Here is a 19,247-nt window from a genome sequence, read left to right as displayed (position 1 = left end):
TGGCCCAATTCTTTAATTATCAAGTAGGTGCTATAGAATTATAGTTTCTAAAAACCATCAATTTACAATAGCGTCGTAAATTACTTTTTGAATACGTGTTCGTAAACCCGATTTTATCAAAAGGGTATTGGAAGAGGAAGGGTAAGTTCTGTTCGATAAGAATACGTAAACGATTTCCTCTTCGGGATCGGCCCAAGTATAGGTGCCGGTAAACCCACTGTGGCCAAAACTTTTTCGGGATACACAGCCACAAGTAGGGCCGCCATCTTTCAATTGGGGTTTATCAAAACCTACCCCACGCCTGACGTTTTCATCGCAGAAGTAACAGGTATTGAATTTTTTGACCGTACGTGCATCCAAAAAACGGGTGCCCCCGTAAATGCCGTCCTGCAAATACATTTGCATGATCTTGGCGATATCACCTGCATTACTGAAAAGTCCCGCATGGCCTCCGACCCCACCTTGCATGGCCGCTCCCATATCATGTACATAACCTTGAACGGTCTCATAACGGTAATATTTATCGACCTCTGTGGGTACGATCCTGTTTTTAGGGAATTTCTCAAGAGGATTATAACTTGTATTCATTGCCCCGATAGGCTTATACAAAAATTCATCCACCTGCTTGTCCAATCGTTTCTTGCCGACCTTTTCAATGTATTTTTTCATCACATAATAACCTACGTCACTGTACCTATAGCGATTCGATTTTAAGCTCTGTCTCCCAATCCGGTTATAGATGGAATCGTTATACGCATCGGTAAGATAAAGTTTATCGGTTACCTTATACGAAAAACCATCGGTAGGTTCCGTTCTATAGAACTCTTTCGATGGTTTTCGGTTCTTGTCAAGCGTAGCGACGTAAAAAGCGATCCACGCGGGCAGTCTTCCATAGTGTGACAGAGCCTTTAGTACGGTGACGTTCTTCAGTTCCGATTCGGCATATTCGGGAATCAGTTCCTGAAAGGTATTGTTCAGTTTGATATCCCCCTCCTCTTCCATTTTCATGATCATCGGCAACGTACCCAATATTTTTGTTATGGAAGCCAAGTCATAAATATGTTCGGTGGTAATGCTGTCTTTAGAATCGTAGGTCGGCTTACCAAACCCTTTGTTATAGACGACCTTTCCCTTTCGGGCAACCAACACTTGGGCTCCTGGAAACATTAAAGAATCTATACCATGCTGTACCAGTGTATCGATTTGGGCCAATTTGGCCGCATCGAAACCCACCCGTTCGGGATAGCTGTACCCCAATCGCAATAGCGACTTTAAACGAACTTGGGTGTTTACGGGAAAATCGTTGTGGGCCGTAACCGGCAGCTTACCCTCACCGGGAATGGCCCCGAAAATCAACTGGGCCGTCTTACGCTGTGCCAACTCGCTGTTTTGATACGCTACCACTACCCCGTCGATACTCTTAAAGGAAGGTACGTCTAAGAGCGCGTAGGGTTTAGCGAATACCGACAATATCAAGTTTGATGTTCGTTGGTTCGCTATTTCTTCCAACCACTGTAGTTCTCTTTTTGAAAACTTATACGCTTTCCAAGGACTTTCATTACTCTTATGAAGTCCCACTATTACTAAGTTATAATCTTTGAGCTTCGTCTTTAAGGTTCCAATATCACTGGCGTTCACCTGTTTTACGGCAGCATATTTGTTCAATTCTTCAAGAAAGGGGTCACTATTGGCTTCGCCGAACTTTACGTAGGCGATTTTCTTATTCTCCAACTGTTTGATTCCCATCAGGTAAAAATTGTTCTTTACCACGGTCAAGGCTTTTTCTATGGCCTCCTCGTAAATTAGGTCATCGGTTCTCGAGTTCAGGTCTTCATAAAGGTTTTTGAGCTCCACCGGTCTATACCTGTTTAGCCCGACCTTATATTTCGCCATTAAAATTTTCTTTACCGAACTGGCCAACCTTCTCTCGGTAATCCGTCCCTTTTTATAGGCCTTGGCCAGCTTTTCCTTGGCCTTGTCCACTTGTGTCGGCATTAATAGGATGTCATTGCCCGCCATGAAAGCGGCCAACTCGGCATCACCATCTTTACCGTGGTTGGTTACCCCCTTCATATTTAGGGCATCGGTAAAAACCAATCCCTTAAAATTCATTTCCTCCTTTAACAACCCTGAAATGATCTGCTCAGACAAGGAAGACGGCAGTTCTTTTTTCAGCTCGAGTGCAGGTACCTCTAGATGGGCAACCATGACACTGCTCAAGCCTTCGTCGATCAATCTTCTAAAAGGATACAATTCTACACTGTCAAGTCGCTCGCGGGTAAAATTGATCATGGGCAAGGCCTTATGCGAATCGGTTTCCGTATCCCCATGGCCCGGAAAGTGTTTTCCACTGGCGAGCACCCCGGCACTTTCCATTCCCTTCATAAAGGCAATTCCCTTATTGGCTACGTTCTCACGGTCTTCCCCAAAAGAGCGATTACCTATTATAGGGTTTTTCGGGTTTGTATTGATATCGATATCCGGTGCAAAATTGATATGCACCCCCAAACGTTTGGCATGCTCCCCGATACGCCTACCTACCTTTTGTACGACGGTGTTATCGGTAATGGCCCCTAGGGTCATATTCCACGGAAAGGCATAGGTAGAGTCTAACCTCATGGCAAGCCCCCACTCGGCATCTAGGCCGATCATCAAGGGAAGTTTTGAAACCGATTGAAATTCGTTCGTTAGTTTGGCCTGTCTCATGGGGCCGCCTGTAGAAAAGATTACCCCTCCTATATGTTGTTCCTTAATGAGCGCCTTTATTTTATCCGTACTGGATTTGGCCTGATCAGAGCCCACCATGACCATAAAAAGTTGTCCTAACTTTTCGTCAAGGCTCATCTCACTATAACGCGCATCGACCCATTTACTCTGGGCCAGACTGTCTTTAGTCACCAAAGGATGTTGCGCTGCAGCACCTATAATTACAAAAAAAAGTAAGGAAAAAACAGAAAAAAAACGCATTGTTCAGATAGATCTATGGCAATAACTAAAAACTAAAAGGAATATTGCATTTCATCCGATATATATAATGAAACCAATACTTCAGGAAACTTATAAAACCGATTCGACTACATAAATCGGGCATGCCAACTCTCCCCTGCGGGTACTTCCCAATGTTCTTGGTACTCCTGCTTATTGGCGACAAGATTATTAAAAACAATGGTGTTTTTAGATACCGCCTTTTGCTTGGCCATTTTTTTGAAATCTATCAGCGATTTATAGGCAATGTGCTCGCCTTGCTTGTAAGAAACATTCATCTTATCAAGAAGTTCAACATTGTATTTTTTTTCTAAATGTTGAATAAAATGAACCGATGCATCTATTGAACAACCTGATGCGGCCACCGCACTTTGGTCGAGGGCCAAAACAATAAATCTTTTGTATTTTATTTCATATCCCGCTTTCAACTGGCTACCATGGGCGGTCCATTCGGTTATAAACTCATTGAGTTCGTTGCGGATCTCGGCCAATTCGGCTTCGGTAAAACTGCGGTTGGCCTGATAGATCCATATGCGCGAAGCATCGGGCAAAGTATTAAATTCTACTAGCATTTTCTTGTGTTCTAATTGGGGGTTCTTAATCGAGGGGGGCTATAGGTCTTGCGCAGAGGCAATCAGCTCGGCAATATCCATTACGGCAATGGCACCCTCCTTTTCTTTATTCTTAACTCCGTCTGTCATCATCGTATTGCAAAATGGGCATGCGGCGGCAATAATTTCGGGCTGGGTCTCCATGGCCTGCTCCGTACGCTCTATGTTCACGTCCTTATCCCCTTTTTCCGGTTCCTTGAACATCTGTGCCCCACCGGCACCGCAACATAGTCCCTTTTGCTTACAGCTCTTCATTTCAATAAGCTCGGCATCAAGTTTTCGGATCATTTCCCGTGGCGCTTCGTAAACATTATTGGCCCGGCCCAAATAGCACGGGTCATGGTAAGTTATACGCTTTCCTTTGAATTTTCCCCCTTCAAGGGTAATCCTTCCGTCTTCGAACAGGGTCTTTAAAAATTGGGTATGGTGAACCACCTCATACTGCCCCCCTAAACCAGGGTACTCATTTTTAATGGTATTGAAGCAATGGGGACAAGCCGTTACGATTTTATTTATACCGTAGGCATTCATCACTTCGATATTGGTAACCGCCTGCATTTGAAAGAGAAACTCGTTGCCCGCCCTTTTGGCCGGATCACCTGTACAACTCTCTTCCGTACCCAAAACGGCAAAGGAAACATTCGCCTTGTTGAGCAATTGAACAAAAGCCTTTGTTATTTTTTTCGCCCTATCGTCAAAACTACCCGCACAGCCGACCCAAAACAAAACTTCTGGTTTCTGACCTGCGGCAAAGAGTTCTGCCATTGTTGGAACTTTCAATTCGTTCGCCATTGTAAAAAATTCAAATTCTAAAATTAGTATCGCGGCCCAAGTACCTTGTTTATTCTTCTTTGGCCCAGTTCAGTCGATCCATTTGGTTGAAAGGCCAAGGCGCCCCGTTATTTTCTATATTCCCCATCATATTGTTCAAATCCGTAGGCGCGGCGGATTGCTCCATTACCAAATATTGACGCATATCCATAATTATGGAGAGCGGGTCTATGCTCACCGGACAAGCCTGAACACAAGCGCTACATGTGGTGCACGCCCAAAGCTCCTCCCTAGAGATATAATCGTCTAGCAATTGTTTTCCGTCGTCTACAAACTGCCCTTTGTTGGCATCTATATTCTTACCTACTTCCTCTAAACGGTCACGGGTATCCATCATGATCTTTCGGGGCGACAATTTTTTTCCGGTCTGGTTGGCCGGGCACTCGTCGGTACACCGCCCACATTCTGTACAGGTATAAGAATTCAACAACTGCACCCAATTCAGGTCGGTAACGTCGGAAGCCCCGAATTTTTCCGGTTCCCCAGCATCTTCTTCGGCAGGAGCGGCAAAAGGATCGGCAGAGGGATCCATCATCAATTTCACCTCTGCGGTTACGGCATCCAAGTTTTTAAACTGTCCCTTTGGCTTCAATTTACCGTAATAGGTATTGGGGAACGCCAAAAGAATATGTAAATGTTTCGAATAATAAAGGTAATTCAAAAAACAAAGTATCCCTATAATATGAAGCCACCATGCCGTACGTTCCAACAGTATCAACGAAGACATGGACATCCCCTCAAAAAGAGGTGCCATAAACTGGCTTACGGGAAACATACCGGCCTTTAAATAATGGTCTGCCCCCATTTGCTGCAATTGGTAATCGGCCCCGTTCATAGTCAGGAACAATACCATAAGCACCAATTCTATATACAGAATAAGATTTCCATCTTGCTTGGGCCAACCCGTCATTTCCGGTTTGATAAAACGTCTGACCCGAATAATATTACGGCGTACCCAAAATACGGTTACGGCAACAATGACCAAGAAGGCCAATATTTCAAAAGAACCGATAAGCACATCGTATATTGAACCAAGGGGCGCAAAAATGCGGTGTGTTCCCAAGATGCCGTCGAGTACAATCTCCAATACCTCGATATTGATAATGATAAAACCGACGTATACTATAATATGGAGAAAGCCCGCTATGGGACGAACCACCATCTTCGTCTGACCCAAGGCAATTTTGGCCATATTTTTCCAGCGTTGCCCTTTGTCATCGCTTACGTCTACATCTTTACCCAGCTTAACATTTCTTGACAGCCGTTTTACATTTCGGGCAAAAAAACCGATACCGGCTATAAGTACGATTACAAATAAAATATTTGGGAAGTATTCCATCTATTGTTCGGGTTGTGGTTGTGGTTGAAGGTTGGCTGGATCGTCTTCCGGTAATTCGTAATCTATCTGCTTCTTACCGAAAACGGATACGTTAACGTAACGTTTGGGGTTCAAACGAAAGTCCTGTAGCAATAGATCCAGTTCCCTTGATGCATTGTTCAAATTTGTATAAAGTTCTTCGTCTTTCATCAGCTTGCCCAAAGTACCGTCCCCTTTCTCGATATTCGACATCAATTTGTTCAAATTGACCATAGTGGACTCTAGGTTTGCCAAAGTATTGCCGAGACCGGCATTGTTCAACGAGTCTGATAATTTAGCAAAATTAGAGGTAAGTTCCTGAAAATTGTTCAGCGATTGGTTCAAGTTATCCTCATTGGTACTTAAAATTCGGCTGAGCATATCGGCACTTTTTTGAAAGCTGGCTACGGTAGCGTTCAGTCCGCTCAAGGTTTCCCTTAAATCTTTTTTGGCCTTATCGTCCAGCACTTCGTTCACGTTCATCAATAAGCTATCGGCGTTGGTGACGGCCCCTTCCACTTTTTGCTGTAAGGGAGTCAGTTGCTTCTGTACCAACTGTGTTAGCCCCAGCTGAATCTTGCTGGTCAAGGTGTCGCCCGACGTTGCCATTGGGGCCCCGTCAAATACGGGTTTAACCTGAATGCCCTTTCCTCCGATAATTCCAGTGTCGTAGAGTTCGGCAAAACTGTTCTTACTAAATTCAAAATCACTCTTAATAAACAAAGTGACCAATAAATGACCCCTCTGGTCCTTAAATTTAACGTCGGTCACCTTACCTACCACAAAACCGTTTATGGTTACGGGTGTGCCCACTTGAAGTCCTCCGACCTCATTATACACTGCGTATATGGTTTTACCATCTTCAAATAAAGGCGATGATTTCAAATAGCTAAAACCTAAGATGAACAATAGAATACCGCCTATTACTATTATTCCTGTTTTGATTTCCCTGGATAGTTTCAAAAGGATCGATTTTGGGTTAATTAGAGACTTCTTTCAATATATAGGTCCCTAACAAAATTAGAAATAAAATATGGAAGGTAATTATTTATTGTATCGAAACCTACTTGAGACTGTCTTTAAAAGGTATCCGTTCGCCATTTCTATAGGCTACGATATACGAAGTAGTATACCCTTTTAAGTCAGCATTCGATTTCAACATTTTTGCCTCTTCCAATGATGGCGTACTGCCATATACATATCTATACAGCCCTTTATACGGTTCCTTGGCCACTCGATTGAGTCCGTTGAACGATTCAGGCCGCAACGGAAGGTTCTTTGCACTGGCCATAATCTGAACCTTGTACAACACATCGGATTTTTTTTCCGCAGGGGCCACGGTAGTTTCCTTAGAAACCGAAGGTGCTGTTTTTTGTGCTTCGGGGGGAGTCTCTTTTTTTACTGCAACAGCCCGATCATTTCCCTTGGCCTCTTCGATGATTTGAATAGCCTCCTTCTTTGGTTCCACGGGCACCTCGGTCGTCTTGGCGACAATAGGTTCGTCTTTGATTTTTCGCGATACCTTTTCCTTTTTCGAGGCTGTGACCGGTTCGGGTTTAGGTTCTTCTTTCTTTTCCTCCATCGGTTCGGGTTCGGGCGTACTGGCTATAATACTAGTATCGAAATCGGCAACATTGGCCATAATATTCTCTTTATAGATAAGGATCGCCTCGGCTATGGAGGTCCCTATCTCCGACTGTCCTTTTTTTGAATTCAGGTAGGCCCCTTCCTCCTTATTCGTCAAAAAACCGGTTTCTACCAATACACTCGGCATAACGGTCTGGTGCAAAACAATAAATCCGGCCTGCTTGACCTTTCTATCGGTTCGCTTGAGTTTTTTGGTAAAGTTATCTTGAATGGCCTTCGCCAAAGCTATACTCTGATCCAAAAACTCTTCTTGCATTATGGTAAGTCCGATTACCGACTCTGGGGAATTAATATCGTAATCAGCGTACTTGCTTTTATAATTATCCTCCAAATAAATTACCGAGTTTTCCTTTTTTGCGATTTCAAAATTCTGTTTGTTCGCATGAAGTCCCAAAACAAAGGTTCCCGCGCCGTGTGCATTTGAGGTATGTGAATCACAATGCACCGATACAAAAAGGTCGGCATTGGCCTTATTGGCAATTTGTCCCCTTTCATAAAGATCCACGAAGGTGTCATCCTTACGGGTATAGATTACTTTTATATCCGGATTTTTCTCTAAAATTGAACCGGCTTTTAGTACAATGTTCAACGCAATCTGCTTTTCCAAATATCCGTTACCCATATTGCCCGGATCATGCCCACCATGCCCAGCATCAAGCACTACCGTGAATTTTCCATCGTTTCTGTTTTCAGGATTCTGGGTATAAAAAGAAGATAAGATTAGTGCTAAAAAAATAATAGGAAATAGGGAAAACCGTTGTACACGGGTATTCACTCTGTATTTAGAAGCCTTCATTATGGTTAAATTTATGGTAACACCCTGTATAGGGAACGAAAAATATATGTAAGTTTGAGCTCCGAAAAATAAGCCGAACGGTTACAAAAATAGGATATATAGCCTTGCAATCAAACAAACATCTTTTACTTTTACTGGTATTGCTATTTGTTGGCGCTTTCAATTCACTCGCTCAAGAAGACGGTTTAATAAGCCTACCCATCAAAGCAGATAAGGACACCATTATTGCCCCACTTTTTCCAGACCCTGCACAAAAAGACAGTATAGCGGGAGATTCAACCTCACTTGGCCCCAATAATGGCAAGGAACCCTTACTACTCGACAAAATCAAATACAAGGCCAAAGACTACGTTAAACTGAGCCAAAAAGACCAAAAGATCTACCTTTATAACGAAGCCGAAATATATTACCAAGATACCGAGTTAAAAGCCGGTATTATCACAATGGACTATATAAAAAACGAGGTGTACGCGGGGCGGATCAAAGATTCTTTGGGCAATTACACCCAGCTACCCTATTTTAAACAAGGTGATAACGAAGTACGGCCCGATAGTATCCGTTTTAACTTTGACACCCAAAAAGCCTTGATCTGGAACTCGAGAACCGAGCAGCAGGCCGGTCTAGGGCAATTGGGAAGCGACGCCATGAAGGTTTATGCGGAGATTACAAAAAAGGAAAACGATTCGGTTTATTTTCTTCACGAAGGGAAACTGACCACCTCACAAGATACCATTAATCCCGATTATTACATTCGGATCCGAAAGGCGAAATTTGTACCCAAAAAGAAGGTCATTGCAGGCTTCAGTAACCTCTACATAGCCGATGTGCCAACGCCCGTAGCCCTGCCCTTTGCCTATTTCCCTTTAACGGTGGGCCGCTCCGCAGGATTGATGATGCCCACATTCGGTAACGATCCCGATAGGGGCTACTTTTTACAGAACGGAGGATACTACGTTCCCTTTTCCGATTATGCGGATATTACCCTTACGGGGGATTTCTACACCAACGGAAGTTATGGCTTTAGGACACAAAGCGTGTACAGCAAGCGCTATCGCTACCGCGGTAACGTCAATTTCAGGTATGAGAATTTGGTCACCAGCCAGAAGGGTTTTGACGATTATAGCAACAGTAAGGTGTGGAACATTCAGATATCGCACTCGCAAGACACCAAGGCCAGTCCCAATTCCCGGTTTTCGGCATCCGTTAACCTAGGAAGTAGTTCGTATTACCAAAACTCATTGAACCAGGTAAACCTGCCCTTGACCCAGAACAACAACCTATCGTCATCCATTTCATATTCAAAGACCTTTCCGGCCTATCCTTCGGTCAATATGAGCCTTACGGCCAGTCACTCACAGAATACGAGCCCTACGGCACGTGCCAACCCCGACCAAGACAACATACAGATGACCCTTCCTACTTTTCAGGCCAGTATGGAACGTATATTCCCATTCGCCAAAAAAGATGGGATCAAAAAAGGGGTGATACAGAATATTAATTTCCAGTACGACGTCAACGCCCGAAATTCACTGACCACGAACGATGAAAACTTTTTAAAAGCGGCCATGTTCGACAATGCCAAGGTCGGCGCAAAACACCGTATACCCATCAGCACCAATTTTAAGGTCGCCAAATTTTTCAGTGTTACCATGGGCGGTAGCTACGAAGATGTATGGGCATTGGAAACCTATACCCAACGCTACGAGCGCAGCGAAGACGGTGAGATCGGTTCGGTCGTAAAAGATACCATTTCAGGTTTTGACCGTTACAATAAATACAATATGAGTGCCAGTATAGGAACCACGGTCTACGGTACTTTCAATTTTGGGGAAGACAAAAAGTTACAAGCCTTACGCCACGTTATGCGGCCCTCGTTAAGCTACGGCTACTCCCCTTCCTTTGACCAGTTCTACGACGAATACCTGAACAACGACACCGGAGAGGTCGTACAATATAGCCGTTTTGAAGGTACACTAAACGGAGCCCCTAGCCTCGGCAAGAGCAACAGCCTTAGCTTTTCTTTGGCAAACACCCTCGAGGCCAAGGTAAGGGATAAGGATTCAACGGCCACCGAACCTAAAAAGATTCCGATCCTTAGCAATTTCAATATTTCCACCGGATATAATTTTGAGTCGGACTCCCTAAAATTAAGCCCTCTTAGAATTAACGGCGGAACGAACATTTTAGACAATAAAATGTCTATTAACTTTTCTGCAGGCCTTGACCCATACGCCATAGACAACAATGGCAGTAGAATCGATAAATTCAACATCGATAATGGAGGAAGCCTTTTTAGGTTGACCCAAGCCAACATAAACATTGGGTATTCCATAGACAGTAAGACTTTTGGAAAAAAGGAGGAAGAAGAGGAAGAAGAGGAAGAGGCCGGTGCCTACGATTACGTAGCCCAAAGTGGAGGTAGGGACGACGACCTTTTCGGTAGGGCCGACGACTTTGACAGGCGAAGAATCGATGAAGATGAAAACGATAAGGGCGAAGACGTAGACAACCCGCGTTACGCCACTAAAATCCCATGGAATTTCCGATTGGCCTATTCCGCAAGTTACTTTAACTCGGCCCGACAGAACGAGTTCAGCAGCCATTCATTGATGTTCTCGGGCGACATTGAGCTTTCCCCCCGTTGGAAGGTAGGCGGCTCCAGTGGATACGATTTTAAAAACAAAGGTTTTACCCTTACCCAGTTACGCTTTGAACGCGACCTAAAAAGTTTTAGGATGAACTTTAACTGGACCCCTTTTGGCCAATACTCCCGATGGTACTTCTTTATCGGAATAAAAAGCTCCATCCTTAGCGACTTGAAGTGGGAAAACCGAAGTCAACGCTAACAAGGTCGACATTCTTAGCTACATTTGCTAAAACAGCCTACAGCTAAAAACAAAAATCACAAAACGATGAAAAAAATAATCAATACTCCTAATGCCCCTGCCCCTATTGGTCCTTACAACCAAGCCGTCTTAAGCGGAAACACCCTTTATATATCAGGACAGATTCCCATAGACCCGGCCACCGGAAAGCTCATTGAGGGCGACATCGCAAAAGAGGCGCGACAATCTATGGAAAACCTAAAAGCGGTACTTACCGAAGCCGATATGACTTTTGAAAATGTAGTCAAGAGTACTATTTTCTTGAAGGACATGAAGCAGTTTTCAGAGATCAACGAAGTGTACGCGACTTATTTCGACAGTGAAACGGCACCCGCCAGGGAAACCGTAGAAGTCGCAAACCTACCCAAATTCGTCAATGTTGAAATTTCAATGATTGCGGTACGTTAGTCCAAAACAAAACAGGCCTTGATGAAAAATCAAGGCCTGTGACATATTGTAATAAACAAAGCTAGATGGTTTCTACGTGAAACTCCATCAAACCTTCTATCGGTCGTTGTCTAATAACCCCAACGATCAAGTCGTTACGCTCAAGGACCGTTACGAGTTCATCCCTTAAGTAATGCGCTATACTCCCCACAAAGTTGATCGGCACCTTGGTCGCCAGTTCAAACTGCATGATATAGTTGTTTACAAACTGCTGGAACCCCTTATCGATAACCCCTTTACAGTACGGATGGTTTTTGTTTTCCACTAAAAACCGGGCAAAGGTAGCCAAATAGGTATTCGGATTGGGTTGCTTGTACAAGTTCTCTTTTATGACATCGGCATCCAAATTATACTCTTTGGCAAACTTGATACCTAAGTCTTGGGGCATTTTGTGAAAATAATAGTCCCTTATCAACTTTCGTCCAAAGAAATTACCACTACCGTCATCCATGGGGATATAACCTAAGGAAGTCACTTTCTGAAACAGCTGATGTCCGTCGTAGTAACTACAATTAGAGCCTGTCCCCAAGATACAAACGATTCCTTGGTGGCCTATTTTGGTCGTCGAAAAAATAGCCGCATAGGTATCCTCTTTTACATCGGTTTTTGCATTGGGAAAAAAATCCTTAAAGATATCCCCAAGGAATTTTTTCATCCGGTCGGTACCACATCCCGCCCCGTAAAAATGCAATCTGGAAACCTTATCCCTATTCTTTGAAAGCTCAAAGTTATTGGCCAATCTATCTTCGATTACCTCTCTAGTCAAAACTTCTGGGCTCAACCCTAACGTTTGGGTCATAAACAACTGATTTCCCTTTTCATCCAAGGCAATCCAATCTGATTTTGTGGCCCCACTATCTACAATTAAAATCATAATTTTCGTTTAAAAAAATAATCCTGAAAATAAGCAATTTTTTGCCCACTCTCAGGATTACCATTAGTAATATTCAGAAAAATTATAAGCTGGCAACGTGCTGAGTCAAATCTACCATTTTGTTAGAAAAACCAGCCTCGTTATCGTACCAACAAATCAATTTGAAGAACTTCGAGTTCAATTCGATACCTGCACCCGCATCAAAAATACTTGTACGTTTATCACTTACGAAATCTTGAGAAACAAGAGCCTCTTCAGTATAACCTAAAATACCTTTCAACTCGCCTTCAGAAGCCGCTTTGAACGCTTTTTTGATTTCTTCGTAAGAAGTGTCTTTTTGAAGACGAACCGTTAAATCCACTACAGATACATCAGCAGTAGGAACCCTAAAGGCCATACCCGTAAGTTTACCTTCCAATGCCGGAATAACCTTAGTTACCGCTTTAGCAGCACCTGTAGATGCAGGAATAATGTTCAACATAGCACTTCTACCACCTCTCCAGTCTTTTCTAGAAGGACCATCAACGGTCATTTGAGTAGCCGTAGTAGCGTGAACCGTAGTCATCAATGCCTCCTCGATACCGAAGTTATCGTTCAACACTTTGGCCATTGGAGCCAAACAGTTGGTAGTACAAGATGCGTTAGATACGATAGTGTTAGAAGCCGTAACTTCTTTATGGTTAACACCCATTACAAACATTGGGGCATCTTTGGACGGAGCGGAGATTACCACTTTTTTGGCACCACCATCGATATGGTATTGTGCAGTTTCCAAAGTAGTGAAGATACCGGTACATTCAGCAACGATTTCAGCACCAACGGCATCCCACTTGATATTTTTTGGGTCACGCTCAGCTGTGATCCTTACTGTTTTTCCGTTAACGATCAAGTTACCATCTTGAACCTCAACAGTACCTTCGAACTTACCATGTACGGAATCATACTTTAAAAGGTAGGCCAAATGCTCAACATCCAACAAATCGTTAATGGCGACTACATCTACACCTTCTCTTCTTACAGTTTCCCTAAAGACCAATCTTCCGATACGGCCGAATCCGTTAATTCCTATTTTTAAATCTGACATGTTCTTCTTGTTTTGAATTAAATTATGTTGTCATTATTTCTGAAACTCGAATAAGTTCCTTATCTATTTTCGTATGTCCTTTGATAGCCTTGCTGATCGGCGTAAGAATAATCTTGTTGTTCTGGACCCCCACCATAAAGTTGGTTTGCCCTTCCAACAAGCTCTCTACGGCCTTCACCCCCATTCTACTGGCCAAGACCCTGTCGTAACAAGATGGCGCCCCTCCACGCTGCATATGCCCTAATACGGACACTCGCACATCGTAAATAGGTAAGTGTTCCTCAACATATTCCTTAAGTTCAAAAACACTTTTTCCGATCTTATCACCTTCAGCCACCACAACGATACTAGAAGACTTACCCGATTTTTTACTACGCTTTAAAGATTCGAGCAAACGCTCAAGACCTCGGTTCGCCTCAGGAATCAATATCTCTTCGGCCCCCGCACCAACGCCGGTATTTAAAGCGATATGACCTACATCCCTACCCATAACCTCAACAAAGAAAAGTCGGTTATGCGAACTGGCGGTATCCCTAATCTTATCGATTACCTCAACCACCGTATTCATGGCCGTATCAAAACCTACCGTATTAGATGTACCGAATATATCGTTATCGATAGTACCCGGAATGCCTATGATCGGAAAGTGATACTCTTGGTTAAACACCATAGCTCCGGTAAAACTACCGTCGCCCCCGATAACCACGAAAGCATCGATACCCTCTGCCCTTAATTGCTCATAGGCTCTTTTGCGCCCTTCGGGCGTTCTAAAGCCATCACAACGGGCCGATTTGAGAATCGTTCCTCCTTTATTGATTATATTATTGACGCTACGCGCGTCCATCGGCTTAAAATCCCCCTCGATCATGCCCTGATATCCTCTGTAGATACCTACGCAATCTACTTTCATGTAGGCACAAGTTCTAACCACGGAGCGTATTGCAGCATTCATGCCGGGGGAATCACCTCCGGAGGTCAAAACACCTATTTTCTTTATTTCTGAAGCCATTAAAAAAAACTAAGTTGCAAAACTAACAAACTTATTCGAATTCCGATCCTGTTATCCATCTAATTTAACGTCTTGATAACTCAGCTCACATTTTCTTAAAATATGTAATCAATTATAACATTTTTACGCCCCTCGCTTTCCCCTTACTGAGAATATGGCAAAAGCGGGATTTTACTATGGAAGTGAACTTTTCGTTCTTTTTAGAGGTGGTTTTTAAGAAAACACACCCGTTTTAGACAGATTACCACTAAAAAGAACCGTATAACCCCTTTTAGTTTAACCGCTTATCCTTAGGATAAAATTTCAGCAAACTATCCTTACCCATTACGGCACTAGGTACCTGGTCGGGCTCTGGAAGTTCTTCTTTAGCCGCTTCCTTTTTTAGGATATTCCGGAAGAGCTGCCTAAAACTATTGAAATCTACTTCATACGAAATACCGACACCTTGGGTATACCCCAGCCTATCGGCCAAATATTCCTGTATCTCGTTCTCCCTATTGAAAAACTTGGCACTCAAGGTCCCTTCTTCGTTCAGCAGCAATTGTATCTCAAAATTTCCCGCTACGACGGTTTCCGTGGTTCCCCCTACCGGAACCCCTACTTTTCCATTGAAGAGCATTCGGTCACTGATCCGGGTAGAAACGGTTACCCCAATTCTGTTTTCCGTCTGGTAATCGGCACTTCGGTCAAGAATGCCCTGCTCGTACGAAAGACCAAGGTTAAATTTATCGTTATTGCCCAACACTTGGTTCAACAATCCCGAGGCCGATTGCAAAAGATTCCCCGTTACCGCCTGTTGGTCGATGCCCGTTTGATCGTTCACGAAAGAACCCTGCGCCAGCAGGAAAAGGGCATTGCGCTCTTCCACCGTAGGATCCTGCAATCGATATTCCAACTCAGACTGCACGATACTATTGGTCCCTGGGAAATCAATATTAAACTCGATATCAGGACTCTCAAGGTCATCAGTAAGCTTAATCACCACTTCCGTAGGTATACGCCGCGTATAGCCCGGATTGTCCAACAGAGGCGCCGGGTTGGCATTTAAGGCATATACCGCCTCGAGATCCAAGGTCGCCTTTAGAGGCTCACGATCCCATACGATGGTGCCCCCAGGTTTCACCTGAAAGGTTTTATTGATCACCCCACCGAACTTATAGTTATACTGTCCTTCGACCACAACAAAATCTCCGTACATCTCAAAGGCACCGCGGGTATTGATACGGATCAACAAAATACCGACCCCGCTTCCTTTTAAAGAACTGCCGGTCTTGGTATCGGTCACGATCTCCACCTCGGCATCAGGGGTAACATCAAGGTCGAAAGTAAGCTCAAGTCCCTGAAACTCGTCTAGGGTACGCTCTTCTTCCACATGGTTCAACTGGTTCTTCTCCACAAAATTGATAAAGGAATAATCCCCAATGGAAGCCACATCACTAAGCGGGATCTTTAGGGAAGTCCCCCTTGCCGTTTTTCCTTCCACCTTAATATTCAAAGCCTTGGTGGGCCCGAAAATCCGACCCTTCCCGTCTAGGTAACCGGTACCGTAGTAAAGCACCTCCTCTTCGAAGTCGGTATTCAAAATCAAAAGCCTATCGTTATTCGTATCTACGTCGATATCGAGCAACCAATTATCAAAAAAGGAATGGCTTATCGTTCCATCCAAGACCGCCTTGGTCTTCTTGTCTACGTCCGTAATTTTTATCTGATCAAAATCAAAGGTCTGCTTACTCAGGTTCACCCTAGAGTTGGCCGCAAAATCATAATCAACATTTAAATACGGAATACCCAGACCCGCCTTATCCAAAGTAAGTACACCGCTAAAATCAGGGTTATCTACCGGGCCCTGGATACGTGCATTACCACTGACATACCCCCGTATATGGCTAATAATGTTTTCCCCTAGGGGAGCAAAAGGCTCCAAATCAAACCGATCAAAGCTTACCAAAAGATTGGCTTTGGGCATATCTTCCTTATTGTTGACGCTCCCTACCACGCTCAATTTCTCCAATCCCTTATCGGTAATCTGTGAATTTACCGCGAACTCCGTCAAATCTTTATTGCCGACAATACCTACGGTAAGATCCCCCAAGCGCATATCGTTAATGGAGAAATCATCGACCGCAAGGTTGGAAGAAGGCAAATAAATATTGTCTTTCTGCAAAATATTGAGTGTTCCGTTCACTTCCCCCTGCAATCTAAGACTATCTATAGCGGGTGTTATTTTGTTCAGCGAAACAATCTTGAACTGAAGCTGCAAATCCTTATAGGTAGAATCGGCCAACCGCCCTTTAAGACGAATCTGTTCTTGGGCGCTATTGTTCATTACGATTTCCCGTATATCGATACTATCGAGCGTACGGTTAATGACCACCTTGTTTTTATTGTCGCCATCTTTATTGAGGATCCATTTATTCCCTTTAAAGTTTACATCGGAAGTCTTTAAACCGATTACCGACTTGTTATCTTTATTAAAGGTGTGATAAAAGTTAAGATTATAGCTATCGTTCAAATCGCTCCCCCCTTTGAACTCCGTTCTAAAGAACAAGGTATCTTTTAGAGTTGTGTTGATCAGGTTGAAATCTTTCACATCGTAGTAGTTGGTAGAAAGATCGCTAACCGATATATAGGTATTGAACAATGGGTTTTTATTATCGATCTTGATATCGATATTATCGGCCTCATTACCGAATGCGACTATACTAGGGGATTTAAAATTCAACTTAAAGTCGCCCTCATCGGCCACAATATTCCCCTTGATAAAGGTATTCGGGTCAAATTTCACTTCCGGAAAAAAGACGTCGACAATTTTGTTGTAGATCTTAAAATTAAAGGCAAGCGTCTGCCCTCCCGATATCTTAAAAGGTCTATAGTTCGTATAGATACTTCCCAAGGAGTTTTGCACTAAGCGCCCCAACTCACCCACCTTAAACTTTCCTTTCATATAACCGGTGATAATATCCGGCGAGTTGATATCGATCACGCGAATCGTATCGTTCTCAAAGGTCGAGGACACTTTAAAGTCTTCAAAGTAATAGGTGTCGTTCTTATTCTGAAAGATGGTCTTGGTGAATTTAACATCCCCCACAAGATTATCCAGAGTATTTCCGGTAACGTCCATATTCACATTTCCCTTAAATATGGAAACGCTGTCGTTGACAAAATTCAACTTATTGAGGTCGGCATAATCGACGGAAGCTATAAAATTGAAGTCATTGCGATCCTCCCCGAAATCGGCAAGCCCTTTAAAGCTGAATTTTATATTCTCATCATTGCTCAGTACCGTACCATCGAACAATTGTTCCTTTAAAATTCCCGAGACCTTGAGGTTCTTATAATCGTAGTTGTTAAACTCCACCGAATACACCTCACCTATAACTTCGGTATTCAAGGTTTCCCGAACAAAGCCCTGTCCCTCCACATTGAAATCGAGGGAGGTCTTGCCCAATCTTTCGTTTTCGGTAAAATCGCCCAAATCAAAATCAATAAGGGACACAAAACCTTTATAGGTTGCGTTGTCGATATTGTTGATATCGGAAAGCTCAAGATCGGCATAACTGCTTCCTATAGCTGTATTAAGGTTTACTTTAGCATCTATTGAATTTTCGGTAATGACCGCATCGCCCCGTATAGTGAACTGCCCCAGTTTCTGAAAACTTGAAGGCAATGATTTTCCCAATATATTCGGCATAAGGGCACGTAGTTCATAATAGCTAGAGGTAACATTCTTCATATCGGCCCGCATTATGAAGGGCTTTTTACGATCGAACAGGCTCTTGAAATTGAAATTGCCCCTAATACCCGTATTGTCGGACTGCAAGAACAATTCTTCGGTATTAAGATCATTTAACACCCCCGATATCTTAGACGAGAAATTGACCTCCTTACCCCTACCGAACTGATCATAGAGCATATTTATCTCATCAAATGATACGACAGATTCTTCAAATTCGGCCGTTAAGTTGACCTTGTTCAAAAAGTCGGCAAAATCTTTCCGCTCATAATCAAAGACCAAATCCCCTTTTAAATGCGAACCAACAGTCTGTATCTTCAACGAATCAAAACGCATTTGTTGTTTTGTATATTTGAACTCGGTAGCCATTTGCTGAACGTTGATGCCCCGCTGACTATTAAAGGCCATAGTATTGATCTTGGCCGACACCTGAGGACCAAGAATAAGAAAATCGCTCGCCCCGATATTCAACTCTTCGAAATCGAGCAAGAGTTGATTTTCAAAATTCTCATCGATCAGACGAAAAGTACTGTTGGCAATCTCAACATCCGAAGACGAAAAAAGAAAAGGATCCGTACCAGGTTTACGCGGTTTTCCGTCATCGAACTTATCGATGAACACCTCTAGGTTGGTACTCCTATTGTCCAAGTAGGTTTTCAACTTAAAATCCAGCTCATCTATTTTTATGTCACCAAACTCGAGTTTGCCCTTGCTCAGGTTTCTTATACTAAGAATGGAAGTCGTAAGCTTGTTTACGTAGAAGAGGGTATCTTTTCTGTAGTCCTCAATATAGATTCCTTCAAGATTGGTATCCCACGTAATCAGTGAAATTCTGAGTTTATCGATATTGATATTCGTACCAAAGTCATTGTTGATCGTATCCGTGGCATATTTGGCAAAGCTTGTCTGAACGAAAGGCAAGGAAAGTATGACCGTAGCTAAAATACAGATCAGCACGAGTACCATCATGGTTCTAATCAGTATTTTT

12 protein-coding genes are annotated in these 19,247 nt (G+C 43.2%); 2 read left to right on the top strand and 10 right to left on the bottom strand.

All coding sequences use genetic code 11. From position 1 onward, the window contains the following. Positions 1-57: 57 nt before the first annotated feature. The 6 genes from BW980_RS07045 to BW980_RS07020 form a co-directional block, all read right to left on the bottom strand. Positions 58-2,967, bottom strand: coding sequence for a serine hydrolase domain-containing protein (locus BW980_RS07045; protein WP_076454213.1), 2,910 nt, complete (start codon positions 2,965-2,967; stop codon positions 58-60). A 107-nt stretch (positions 2,968-3,074) separates the two neighbouring features. After that, entirely contained in the window at positions 3,075-3,557 is a 483-nt protein-coding gene (locus BW980_RS07040; protein WP_076454212.1) for an ABC transporter ATPase, read from the bottom strand. A gap of 39 nt (positions 3,558-3,596) precedes the next feature. After that, positions 3,597-4,388 (bottom strand): (Fe-S)-binding protein, encoded by a 792-nt coding sequence (locus BW980_RS07035; protein ID WP_076454211.1) that lies wholly within the window; start codon positions 4,386-4,388, stop codon positions 3,597-3,599. 49 nt (positions 4,389-4,437) lie between these two features. Then, a complete protein-coding gene (locus BW980_RS07030) occupies positions 4,438-5,766 on the bottom strand; it encodes a 4Fe-4S dicluster domain-containing protein (protein WP_076454210.1) in 1,329 nt (442 codons plus the stop codon). After that, positions 5,767-6,747 (bottom strand): MlaD family protein, encoded by a 981-nt coding sequence (locus tag BW980_RS07025; protein ID WP_076454209.1) that lies wholly within the window; start codon positions 6,745-6,747, stop codon positions 5,767-5,769. A gap of 100 nt (positions 6,748-6,847) precedes the next feature. Then, positions 6,848-8,227, bottom strand: a complete 1,380-nt coding sequence (locus tag BW980_RS07020; RefSeq protein ID WP_076454208.1) for an N-acetylmuramoyl-L-alanine amidase family protein — start codon at positions 8,225-8,227, stop codon at positions 6,848-6,850. A gap of 104 nt (positions 8,228-8,331) precedes the next feature. Between BW980_RS07020 and BW980_RS07015 the strand changes: the two genes are divergently transcribed. After that, the gene (locus BW980_RS07015) at positions 8,332-11,073 is read left to right on the top strand and encodes a putative LPS assembly protein LptD (protein ID WP_076454207.1); all 2,742 of its coding nucleotides are present in this window, start codon (positions 8,332-8,334) and stop codon (positions 11,071-11,073) included. Between the two features lie 66 nt (positions 11,074-11,139). Further along, positions 11,140-11,520, top strand: coding sequence for a RidA family protein (locus BW980_RS07010; protein ID WP_076454751.1), 381 nt, complete (start codon positions 11,140-11,142; stop codon positions 11,518-11,520). Between the two features lie 61 nt (positions 11,521-11,581). Here the strand turns inward: BW980_RS07010 and BW980_RS07005 are convergent, their stop codons facing one another. From BW980_RS07005 to BW980_RS06990, 4 genes are all read right to left on the bottom strand, one after another. Beyond that, positions 11,582-12,433 (bottom strand): N-acetylglucosamine kinase, encoded by an 852-nt coding sequence (locus tag BW980_RS07005; RefSeq protein WP_076454206.1) that lies wholly within the window; start codon positions 12,431-12,433, stop codon positions 11,582-11,584. 82 nt (positions 12,434-12,515) lie between these two features. Further along, positions 12,516-13,517 (bottom strand): type I glyceraldehyde-3-phosphate dehydrogenase, encoded by a 1,002-nt coding sequence (gene gap / locus BW980_RS07000; protein WP_013995064.1) that lies wholly within the window; start codon positions 13,515-13,517, stop codon positions 12,516-12,518. A gap of 22 nt (positions 13,518-13,539) precedes the next feature. Then, positions 13,540-14,526: a 6-phosphofructokinase gene (gene pfkA / locus BW980_RS06995; protein WP_013995063.1), complete on the bottom strand. Its 987-nt coding sequence runs from the start codon at positions 14,524-14,526 to the stop codon at positions 13,540-13,542. A 271-nt stretch (positions 14,527-14,797) separates the two neighbouring features. Then, positions 14,798-19,228, bottom strand: a complete 4,431-nt coding sequence (locus tag BW980_RS06990; RefSeq protein WP_083690398.1) for a translocation/assembly module TamB domain-containing protein — start codon at positions 19,226-19,228, stop codon at positions 14,798-14,800. Between the last annotated feature and the right edge of the window lie 19 nt (positions 19,229-19,247).

This window comes from Zobellia uliginosa (assembly GCF_900156625.1).
Taxonomy (GTDB): domain Bacteria; phylum Bacteroidota; class Bacteroidia; order Flavobacteriales; family Flavobacteriaceae; genus Zobellia; species Zobellia uliginosa.
Note: the sequence above shows the minus strand (reverse complement) of the source record. Positions and strands in the feature narration are given on the sequence as shown.

Bases quoted from the DNA above. Each gene is read 5' to 3' on its own strand.
- BW980_RS07030 (WP_076454210.1), bottom strand. From the start codon at position 5,766: ATGGAATACTTCCCAAATATTTTATTTGTAATCGTACTTATAGCCGGT.
- BW980_RS07035 (WP_076454211.1), bottom strand. From the start codon at position 4,388: ATGGCGAACGAATTGAAAGTTCCAACAATGGCAGAACTCTTTGCCGCA.
- gap (WP_013995064.1), bottom strand. From the start codon at position 13,517: ATGTCAGATTTAAAAATAGGAATTAACGGATTCGGCCGTATCGGAAGA.
- BW980_RS07005 (WP_076454206.1), bottom strand. From the start codon at position 12,433: ATGATTTTAATTGTAGATAGTGGGGCCACAAAATCAGATTGGATTGCC.
- BW980_RS07045 (WP_076454213.1), bottom strand. From the start codon at position 2,967: ATGCGTTTTTTTTCTGTTTTTTCCTTACTTTTTTTTGTAATTATAGGT.
- pfkA (WP_013995063.1), bottom strand. From the start codon at position 14,526: ATGGCTTCAGAAATAAAGAAAATAGGTGTTTTGACCTCCGGAGGTGAT.
- BW980_RS07040 (WP_076454212.1), bottom strand. From the start codon at position 3,557: ATGCTAGTAGAATTTAATACTTTGCCCGATGCTTCGCGCATATGGATC.
- BW980_RS06990 (WP_083690398.1), bottom strand. From the start codon at position 19,228: ATGATGGTACTCGTGCTGATCTGTATTTTAGCTACGGTCATACTTTCC.
- BW980_RS07020 (WP_076454208.1), bottom strand. From the start codon at position 8,227: ATGAAGGCTTCTAAATACAGAGTGAATACCCGTGTACAACGGTTTTCC.
- BW980_RS07010 (WP_076454751.1), top strand. From the start codon at position 11,140: ATGAAAAAAATAATCAATACTCCTAATGCCCCTGCCCCTATTGGTCCT.